Origin of the sequence: Natronorubrum halalkaliphilum (assembly GCF_009834785.1) — an archaeon.
Taxonomy (GTDB): domain Archaea; phylum Halobacteriota; class Halobacteria; order Halobacteriales; family Natrialbaceae; genus Natronorubrum; species Natronorubrum halalkaliphilum.
Window position 1 is genome coordinate 61,025 of record NZ_WUYX01000026.1, and the last position, 8,217, is coordinate 69,241.

Consider the following 8,217-nt stretch of genomic DNA (forward strand, 5'->3'; position numbering starts at 1 on the left):
GCGGTCGCCGTTTCCGCGCGCGTGTTTCTCCCCGCAATACGCCTCGACGAGGCGCTCGTCGAGGCTTCTGACGATCTCCTCGAGGATAGTGGCCTCGAGCTGAATCTCGGTAAGAGATTCAGCGAGCGTGGCAAGCGGTAGGGTTTTGTCTGGGTCGAGACTAACTGTGAATTGCGCGTCGATTGTGGCGTGCATGGGTCACTTCGGGGTAGGTACCAGAGGTGACCCTGTTTCCACAGGAGTCAGTTACGACTCTAGACGACTTTGGGACACGACCAATGTATTTGGCCTCGACCGGGACGAGTTACCGGACTACAGCACTGTCTACAAGTCATTTGATCGGCTGAAAATGTGGGTTCAGCGGACGTTGCTGCGCATTTCAGCGCAGCACACCCGCAATCTGGACACCTGGTTCTCGACAGTATTTACTTTGACCAACGAGCTGCTTATTCGTACTACTGTCAGTATTCCGGAAATAGTGAACAGAATTGAAAGCGAGGTCACTGACGGATGTAGAGTCTTACAGTTCTTGACGTTCATATGTTGGTCCAGTGAAATACGACACGAAGACAGGGCCACAGGCCTTCACCGGAACGCGGATGACCTGCTTTCTGTGACTGCTGACAAAGACTCCTAGAACTATCATACCAAGTATAAGTTCTATGGTCTCGGTGTCGAACCACTGACCTTGTGCGCCGATCGAGGTCGAGGTCACTCACGAATGGACCACGCTGGCCTTGTTTAGACGCTCCCGAATGGACGAGTCAGGAGCCTTTTGGTCCAACCAGAACCCAGTGATGTGTACCTCACGGTCCAGTTTGACACGTGGAGAACAAAGCGTGAGAGCCGATTACTGAAGCGTCTAAACAAGGCTGACCACGCTTATTCGGACAACTCTCAGCGCTGGATGGCCGAAATTTCGTACTCGACAATGTAACGTTCGCTCGTCGATGCCGTGCGAGCGCTGAAATGGCATCGCCAGTTCTGGAAATACCTATGTTCGACATCATCAACATCGAAAAGCTTTGTGAGCCGAAACTATCATTCAGCAGCTATTCAAGAAGGTAACCTCAACAGTATAATATACGTTGAGGTAATACCGTAATTGTCATCATCCGTCCTTGGCACCGCTGGGTCACGGTCTTGTTATAATAAATAACTATGGATTAAAACGAGTTAGAAACCATTAGCCATTATTCTGGAATGATTCCAATCTTTTCTCTAATTCTGTCAAGTCTACCCTCATGTCCCTATGCCTTTTTTTTCTATTCTTTCTATTTATCGGGTCACATTGTAGGAACTCATACGAATGGCCACATTCGTTTGCAAGTACACAGAAATGCTCACCAGCTTCTTCGGTTAGTAATTCTAATACCTTGGTGTTGTCTGCATAAATCATATTTGTGAGCCCTGCTCCATGAGGCCCAATAATCATTTTTGCATCTGAAAATAGTCGAACCTGTTCATCAAATGAGAGTCTTCCAGGTTCAAACGACTTGACTTCGTATTCTTTGAGCAGCGAAACCACCTCTTTTTCGTTAATCACCTGTCTACGGTTTGCATCTGCTCTCGATACATAGATCTTATCGTGGGAATCCTTCGAGATTGATGGTAGATTGGAAAGAATAGTATCGCGTACCCATTGGAGCGCTGTCGGACAAACATGAAATGGTCCGCCTCGTGTGTGCAAGGGATGGGGAGGAACTAATAACCGAGAAACACTAAGTATTTCTTTGCGTTGGTGTTGATAATAATCGTTTGGGGAATAACCTACTAACTCTAGGGAGCGTATTTGCCACTTAGTTAATTCTCCAGAAACAATCAAAGCAGGGTTACTGTCTGCTTTTTTACAATACATTTCATACCAATATAGTTTGGGAAGTTGTTCGTAAAACCACTTTGCGAAACTGCTTCTACCTCCTCCAATTACGAATCCATATTGCAATTGCTGATATTCGCCTATTTTAGAAAATATAAAATCCTGAGGAGGATGTATTGAGGCCAACAGATTGGGCCGTGAGTTACCGATATGAGCTATATCGAAAAAGGTCCATCCAGTATTTCCGAAAAGATACTGGCCGAATAGGTTGACATTATTAAACTCAAGTATGTGTCTGGGGGAAGTTACAATTTCTTTTTCAGCCTGTTCTAACAGCTTTGGGACCCCCGAATTACGTTCACTCCCATAAGATATATTGGGTTTCTTGGATGGTTTAATTTCCCAACGAACATCCGATCTTTTCTCTAATTCATTATTACTTGGTGCAAATGCAGCATCTACAAACCACTTCCAGGCGGCAATATTTGAAAAGCGAAGAGAAGTATACCTAATCGATCGCCGCAAAAATTGTTCTACCCCATCTTCCTGTAGTATTCCCAGAGCTTTTTGTAGAGGTAATGTAGTCATATTACCACCTTAAACTACAGATTCAAAGTAGGAGATTGTTTGCTTTAGGCCATCACGTAATGGGACTTTAGGTTCCCAGTCCAATTCCGTCTTGGCACGTGTAATGTCTGGCCTGCGCTGACTGGGATCATCTTGGGGAAGTGGTTCATAGGATATATTAGAGTTGGTCTTAGTTAGATCGAGAACTTCATGTGCTAGTTCCTTGATTGTTCGCTCATTTTCGTTCCCAATGTTGTAAACATAGTGTTCTGGATCGTTAATACGCATTAATGAAGTTAGCCCCTCTACAAGATCATCCACATAACAGAAACTTCGAGTCTGTTCACCATCACCATAGATTGTAAGATCGTCTCCTTGAAGTGCTTGAGTAACGAATGTTGGCACAACTCTCCCATCATTTGGTCGCATCCGGGGCCCATATGTGTTAAATATTCGAATTGTTCTGGCATCAATATTGTATTTTCTCTTATATGCAACAGTTAAGGTTTCACCAAATCGCTTAGATTCATCGTAGCAACCTCGAATCCCTCGAATATTCACGTTACCTGTATAGGTTTCTGGTTGTGGATGGACCTTTGGATCACCATATACTTCACTCGTACTGGCAAAAACCATCCGTGCATCGCATGCTCGAGCATGATCTAGCAACCGGCGGGTACCCTGCGTATTCGCTAACGCAATGTTGACCGGGAAATCTGTGAAATCCGCTGGTGAAGCTCGGGATGCGAGATGATAAATTTGATCTACCGAAGGAAGAGATCCTGGAATTCGAACGTTCCGGTCACTAATTGTGAAGGAGGGATGATCCGCGAATTGTGCCATATTATCTCGGTGTCCACTTCCAAAATTATCAAGACAAATGACTTCATTACCTTCTGCTAATAGATATTCACAAAGGTGACTCCCCAGAAAACCGGCACCGCCCGTTACTAATATTCTGTTGGACATATCTGTTGAACGTACCTGTATACACATCAATCTGCCGTGTTGGATAAGTACTGAGTTACATTTAGAAGAGTCCACAGGGTGGTTTCATGTTTAAAATATCGAACATGAGGATACCCCCATGAAACCGATGGTACTATCCTACTGTAGACAGTATAACAATTACAAGAAGATGATTTAGTTGTACGTGGAGAGCAATATTGCCTCGAAAGTCGTGCTGACTCGATGGAAATTCTGCTATAGCCCACGAGAGCGTGAAACAAGTATGGGACGCAAGAGACTGAGCGTTATTCCGTGCCCGAGAGCACGTGGTGTTGACTGGTCGGAGTGCGTAGGAAGCCGAGTCTGGGCAGTACAGCCCGACTGCCGCTCTAATGAGCGAGAAAACCTTTGTCGGTCACGTTCGATAACAAGGTAATGAGTGGAGATCGCCGAAAAGAGATTGCGTATCATCTTCCAGAAGGAAAATCGACGAACTCCTTTGTGAAGCCAAAAACGATCGCCGAAAAGAGCGGCTGGGCTTCCTAAAGAATCTCTATTACGGCAATTCGGTTTCAGAAGCTGCCGACCGTGAGGGCAGGTCCGCAGCAACCGGGAGGCGCTGGGCGGACGCCTGGAACGAAGATGGACTTGACGGATTGATGCCGAGTTTCGGGGGCGGTCGGCCCCCGAAACTCGACGAAGACGAACAGGAACAGTTGGTTGAGATGCTTCGAGACGGCCAGCCATGGAAATCGCAGGAGATTCAGCATCTCCTCAAGGAGGAATTCGATGTTGAATACCATCCGGATTACCTCGGAAAGTTTCTCCGTGAGCTGGGCTTATCCTATGCAAAACCTCGTCTCAAGCGTCCATATCGGCCGGAGAATCCAGACGAGATTCTCGACGAGGACGACAGTCCACACAACAAACGCGAAGGAGACGACGAAGAAGGATGGGTTGTCGACGAAGATGTCTGTACAGATGGTGGAACTGTTATCGGGTTTTTCGATGCGTCACAACCACAGCCTACGATAATTCACGCCGTGTCTGGTACGTAGACAACCCTCACGTGGAACGACCGTTAGTCAAGACAGAGGACTCAGCGGTTGGATTCTACGCACTGAACGGAGAAAGTACAGTTCAGTGGAAAGAAACCGGGGAGAAAGAACAGATTTGCGAGGCGTTAGAAGCGGTACGCGAGCAGAATCCCGGCAAGCGGATTCTGCTCGTCTTGGACAAGCACGGCTCACACGTTTGTGAATACACGCGCAAGCGCGCGCATCAACTTGGCATAGATCTCGTGTTCCTTCCGTCAGGATCACCGCATCTCAACCCGATCGAGCAGGTCTGAAAATACCTCAAGTGGACGATGGTACCGATCATCGTTGAGGACGAAGACGAGTTCCACGAACTCGTCAAGGACGTGTTCGATCAAGTGACACAGCGAATCAGTTTTGCAAAAGACTGGTGTGAGAAGTTCCTCGATTTTCAAAAGTTTTCTTGATCATTATCCAGGTATTCGGAAGGTGCATCAGCGAGCGATGTACGTTGATTAACTACAGCGGCAACTGAAGCGAAAATTTGGGAATACCTGTTCAACTCACAACTCAAAGCTCCTTATTATTCTCTCCTGTTATACTCTAGCCGAAAATAGGCTGGTTGAACAAAGATATCTCTCATGAGTCGGCGTTCCGCCGCGGCGGAACGCCTACGTCACGGGTACCTTCTTGCGGACAGTATTCAGAAACGTCCGCGGAGGCACGCGTGGTTTCAGCCGCTGGTCAATCTCAAGGCTGACCTGCACCAGCAGGTCAACCAGCAGCCACATATCGTAGAGGATCACCGCAAACCCGAAATAGAACACTCGCACCGCAGTGTTCCGGGAGGTCGTCCACGCGAGAAAATCCTTGATCGACTTGTAACTGTTCTCTATTCCCCATCGGCGGGCGTACCGCCGCATCACGCGGCGGGTACGCCCCCGTGCTTTCTTTGTCGCGTCGCTCACCGCCAAATTCGTGACAAACGTCACCGTTTCATCTTCCTTGCGGGTCGAGGGAACCCCGACCAACGTCGGGGTGACCGTCGCTGTCCCTCCTGGCACCGTTCCTTCCATCTCGTGGTCCTGCTTCACGCTGATGTCGTGGTCCATGTCCCGTACAAACCGCTTGACCGGGTCATCCGATGATTTCCGGATGAAATAGGAGAAACCTGCCTCTTCGACGGCGTGGATCACGCCGACGCCGTCGAATTCGGCGTCGGCGTAGACCGTTCCAATCGAAACATGGTCGCTCGCAATTTCGAGAAGTTGCTCGACGAGAACTCTCCGAGGGATGTATCCGCGCAGCGGCCGCATCCCGAGCGTGAACTTCACTTCCTCTCCGACGATCGACACGGTCGCCATTTTGTAACACCACGAGTAGGATTTGCTCGGTGGCGAACCTGTACTCATCTGGAACTCGTCACGATCACCGTAGTAGGCGATATAGGTGATATCGATCGCCACATCGACGTGGCGATCGATTGAGTAGTATCGCTCAGCAGCCCATATCATCGTCCCAATCGCCTCGAGTTGCTTGATGTAGTGGAGGTGCGTGTCGCTGTCAGGACCACCGTTCTCACGAGTTGTTTCCTCGTCAAAGATGCGGCTCCCTTGGTTGGCAGCAGTCCCAGTCAACCCGAGGTAGCTCTGGAGATCGAGGAACGCGGTATCGTCATACCGCGTTCCGTCAGCCGGTCTCTCGAGATCAATCGCCGGAAATACGATCTGACAGAGAGCCTCTGTGACGTCCTTTGCTTTTCCTGTGACGTAGCGCTGTTCCGAGCGGTTAGAGAGGTCGCTCTTGTCCTCAGGTTCGAGCGCACGCATCCCGAGTGGGTTACCCATCTCGTGGGCAACCCCGAGGATACGCTCAGCAGACGTTTGGACGAACGTCTTGAGCTGGTCGGAAAACCGGGTGCGCCACGCACGACCAAGCGTGGTCCGACCCGGTGCAGTCTTGTCTGGTGCGAAGTGGTCGGGATCGAAGCCGAGCGTGCCCGCACGCTCGGCGTCGGCGAGATACTCGTGAAGTTCTTTCGTCGTCAAGCCAGCGAGTTCCTTGCAGTAGAACGCTCGTACCATCGGTTCATAGTCGTAGCGAGCGGTCCACTCGGGTTCGTTAGCTTTGTAGACTGGGACCTCGTTGAAGTCAAACGCACGGACCACCGTCAGGAGGTCCGTGTCTTCATGGATCGATTCGGCGGCCTGGCGTTCGAACCGTCTGATAGCCGGCTCGAACTCGGATGTCTTCTGTGACATCCTTTCGTACTCATCGGTCAGCCCGAGTTAGTCGCACGCCTCATGCACACAATCTGTCGTTCCGACGACCTGATTCTGGCGACAGTCGGGAAAGCCCGTATAGGTGAATTTCTGTTTCACGCACCAGCGTCCCGAGGTGAACCCAATGTTCATCGGAATCGACGTACATGACGGTACTCGCAAATCGCTGTATTGGACGAAAACGGTGAGGTCGTCGAAGAGGTTCGCCTCAAAAACGCGAACCTCGACAACTTTGCCCAGCAGTACGCTGGGTCCAAAGCCGCGCCTGAAGCGACCAGCAATTACTACCACATCCATGATACACTTTCAGCGTATCTGGATGTGACTGTCGCCAATCCAGGCGAATTGAAGTTAATCTCCGACTCGGACAAGAAAACTGACCGCGTCGACGCGAAACAACTCGCTCGGATGGTTCGGTTAGGATCGATCCCTGAAAGCTACGTTCCAGCCGATGAGGTTCGGCAAGCCTGCGCACTTGTGCGCGGGCGCCAGAAGCTCGTTGAGAATCGGACCGAGTACGCGAACAAGATCCATGGCTTGTTGAGTGACCATGGCATCACCCGGGAGGTGAAGCCGTTGAGTGTGGGGGGACGAGAATTCCTGGCGGAACTCTCGCTCCCGGCCCCATGGGATGCGTTGCTGGAGTCGTATCTGGAACTCATTCAGGTGCTCGGACGATCGACATCACGATGCTCGTCTGGTCGCTCATCTTGGGTTTCGCCGTGGATGGCGAAACCCGCTCTATCGCTGCGTTTCAGCGAGCCTATCAGACTGTAACCAACCAAACCGTGGCTCGCTCCAGCTTCTACGACCGATTTACGCCGGAACTCCGTGATCTACTGAACGACCTCCTCGCGCATGCGATCGAGGAGGTCGCGGTTCCGCACACTATCGCACCGCAACTCACACAGTTCCGTGACACGATGATCGCCGATGCAACCGTGTTCGGGTTGCATCGGCTTCTGACAGCGTTTCCAGCGACTCACGAAGATCAATCCGGAGCACAGCTGTATCTCGTCTACAACGTGACCAAGCAAACGCTCGCGCGGTTCAAGCTCACCGACGAACGAACCCACGAAAGCAGCCAGTTCCGTACCGGAAACTGGCTGCGTGGGCGGCTGTTTCTGTTCGATCTCGGATTCTACAGCTACCGTCGGTTCGCGTTGATCGATAAAAACGGCGGTTACTTCGTGAGTCGGCTGAAAACGAACGCTAACCCACGAATCGTCGGCGAGCGACGGAATTCATCTCCAAGACCAGCTCTCAAAGCTCACGCGCAAGCACATCGATGTGACTGGTGAGTTCGAGTTCAAGCGCCGGCAATACGGTGAGAAGCGGTCACGAGCCACTGTTGAGTTTCGCGTCGTCGGTGTCCGCATAATGAATTAGCTAAGTTCTGGGAATGGCCTTACTCCATCTGCCGACAAGTGGTGTCTGTAGTGATACTACTCCGTACACCGTTCCCAATACTTCTCTCAATTGCTCTGTTGAATAGCGATCTAATCCGCCGATATCACTAGCTTAGAAGGATGAAGCCGAGGAATTCGATTCTGTCTATGGAAAT

Annotated in this window: 3 protein-coding genes and 5 pseudogenes; 4 read left to right on the top strand and 4 right to left on the bottom strand. The window is 50.3% G+C overall.

What is annotated here, in order from left to right:
* Nucleotides 1-195 (bottom strand): annotated as a pseudogene (locus GS429_RS22130) (ISH6 family transposase); the annotation flags it as partial.
* A gap of 94 nt (nt 196-289) precedes the next feature.
* Between GS429_RS22130 and GS429_RS22640 the strand changes: the two are divergent.
* Nucleotides 290-1,068: pseudogene (locus tag GS429_RS22640) on the top strand (hypothetical protein); the annotation flags it as partial.
* Between the two features lie 118 nt (nt 1,069-1,186).
* On the opposite strand, the gene GS429_RS07305 reads toward GS429_RS22640, so the two are convergent.
* Together GS429_RS07305 and GS429_RS07310 are read right to left on the bottom strand one after the other, a co-directional pair.
* Complete coding sequence (locus tag GS429_RS07305) at nt 1,187-2,407, bottom strand: glycosyltransferase family 61 protein (protein ID WP_160064119.1); 1,221 nt, start codon at nt 2,405-2,407, stop codon at nt 1,187-1,189.
* A gap of 9 nt (nt 2,408-2,416) precedes the next feature.
* Nucleotides 2,417-3,355, bottom strand: a complete 939-nt coding sequence (locus GS429_RS07310) for a UDP-glucuronic acid decarboxylase family protein (protein ID WP_160064121.1) — start codon at nt 3,353-3,355, stop codon at nt 2,417-2,419.
* A 414-nt stretch (nt 3,356-3,769) separates the two neighbouring features.
* On the opposite strand from GS429_RS07310, the pseudogene GS429_RS07315 reads away from it, so the two are divergent.
* Nucleotides 3,770-4,838: pseudogene (locus tag GS429_RS07315) on the top strand (IS630 family transposase).
* Between the two features lie 204 nt (nt 4,839-5,042).
* On the opposite strand, the gene GS429_RS07320 reads toward GS429_RS07315, so the two are convergent.
* Nucleotides 5,043-6,632, bottom strand: coding sequence for a transposase (locus GS429_RS07320; protein WP_160064123.1), 1,590 nt, complete (start codon nt 6,630-6,632; stop codon nt 5,043-5,045).
* Nucleotides 6,633-6,777: 145 nt separating this feature from the next.
* Here GS429_RS07320 and GS429_RS07325 point away from each other — a divergent pair.
* Both GS429_RS07325 and GS429_RS07330 read left to right on the top strand, forming a co-directional pair.
* Nucleotides 6,778-7,325: pseudogene (locus tag GS429_RS07325) on the top strand (IS110 family transposase); the annotation flags it as partial.
* Nucleotides 7,325-8,030: pseudogene (locus tag GS429_RS07330) on the top strand (IS4 family transposase); the annotation flags it as partial. The pseudogenes GS429_RS07325 and GS429_RS07330, both read left to right, overlap by 1 nt.
* Nucleotides 8,031-8,217 lie beyond the last annotated feature (187 nt).